Annotated in this window: 2 protein-coding genes and 1 pseudogene; all 3 read right to left on the bottom strand. The window is 48.8% G+C overall.

Features of this window, described 5'->3' with window-relative positions:
• Positions 1-90 (bottom strand): annotated as a pseudogene (locus GRP75_RS30580) (sporulation membrane protein YtaF); the annotation flags it as partial.
• A gap of 111 nt (positions 91-201) precedes the next feature.
• Positions 202-1,032, bottom strand: coding sequence for a DNA-formamidopyrimidine glycosylase (mutM, locus tag GRP75_RS26780; RefSeq protein WP_160790871.1), 831 nt, complete (start codon positions 1,030-1,032; stop codon positions 202-204).
• A 71-nt stretch (positions 1,033-1,103) separates the two neighbouring features.
• The coding region (locus GRP75_RS26775; RefSeq protein WP_237449213.1) for a DNA polymerase at positions 1,104-1,436 on the bottom strand (333 nt) is incomplete at its 5' end.

The raw sequence follows: 1,436 nt of genomic DNA, 5'->3' as shown, positions 1-1,436 counted from the left end.
TTTGCGCAGACCATATGTAACACCGACTCCGAAACTGTCCAAACTTAGCGCAAATGCCAGTAACAGCAGGGCTCCCCAATGATTAGCCACTCCAATTCCCTCCCATTGCGAAGGCAGGGCCTTATAACAACCGAAACCCTCCGCAGTATTGGTACTTGGAACAATATATGAGAGGGATGGGCTTGGGGTGACTGTGCCTGTTTAGCGCAGAGGCTGGCAGACAGGACAATGATGTGTGCCACGTCCGGCTACGACAGATTTTTCGATCAATGTGCCACAGTTAATGCAAGGCTTCGCGTTACGTCCATAGATTTGCAATTGATGCTGGAAGTCGCCCGTTTTGCCCTGTCCATTAACGAACGATTTAATGGACGAGCCTCCAACCTGAATCGACGCACCCAGCGTGGAGACAATAGCTTCATGCAAGACATGAAATTGGCTATCCGTTAGGCTTTTGGCTGGCTGTGCTGGATGAATCCCCGCCTTAAACAACGATTCATCTACATAAATATTCCCGATGCCCACCACATATGCCTGGTTTAACAGCGCTGCCTTGATCGAAGTCGAACGAGTTCCAACAGCGGCACGCAGCATTTCGGGTGTAAAGGCCTCGTCCATCGGTTCCAAACCAAGCTTGTTCAGCGGCTTTTCCAGCAAATCCTGTCCTGCCGGAAATAAGTGCATCGTGCCAAACTGGCGCACATCCTGATAACGCAGCTCCGTACCATCTTTAAAATGAAAGATGACATGGGTATGCTTTTCCAGAGGATCATGTTGCGAATACAATCCATATCGCCCTTCCATTCGAAGATGGGAGACCAATACCAGCCCGTCCAGCAAAATCCGCAGAAACTTTCCGCGTCTCTCCACCCCTGTAATCCGGTGATCGGCCAATTCCATCGCAAAAGCATGGATATCATCGGGCCGTTGAATGATCCGCGGTAAATTCACGGTGACATGATCTATATGTTTATCAACGATAAGCTCGTTTAGCGTTCGTTTAATTGTTTCTACTTCCGGTAATTCCGGCATGATGTCTTCACCTCACCCTATATTATAACGGAAGCAGCGTCAAATTGGGACTATCTACTCATTGAAATATCTTACTTGGCCTCATACCAATTGCTGCCATAGCTTACTTCGGCTTTGAGCGGCACAGCCAGCTTTAATGCAGCTTCCATGGTAGCCGGGACAAGCTCTTTCATCGTTTCCATTTCCTCAGGCGGAACCTCGAACACAAGCTCATCATGTACTTGGAGCAGCATTCTGCTGCGAAGATTACGTTCACGTAGCGCCTTATCCATCTGTACCATCGCCAACTTGATAATATCGGCAGCGGTACCTTGAATCGGCGTATTCATCGCTGTACGCTCAGCGAATGAACGCAGGTTGAAATTGCTGGCGTTAATCTCCGGCAAATAGCGTCTGCGTTCCAA

The sequence above is a fragment of the Paenibacillus sp. OT2-17 genome, assembly GCF_009827695.1.
In the GTDB taxonomy this organism is placed as follows: Bacteria; Bacillota; Bacilli; order Paenibacillales; family Paenibacillaceae; genus Paenibacillus; species Paenibacillus polymyxa_B.
This window is presented reverse-complemented; position numbering and strand designations above follow the sequence as displayed.

Excerpts from the sequence above, each read along its gene's own strand:
- mutM (WP_160790871.1), bottom strand. The coding sequence starts at position 1,032 with ATGCCGGAATTACCGGAAGTAGAAACAATTAAACGAACGCTAAACGAG.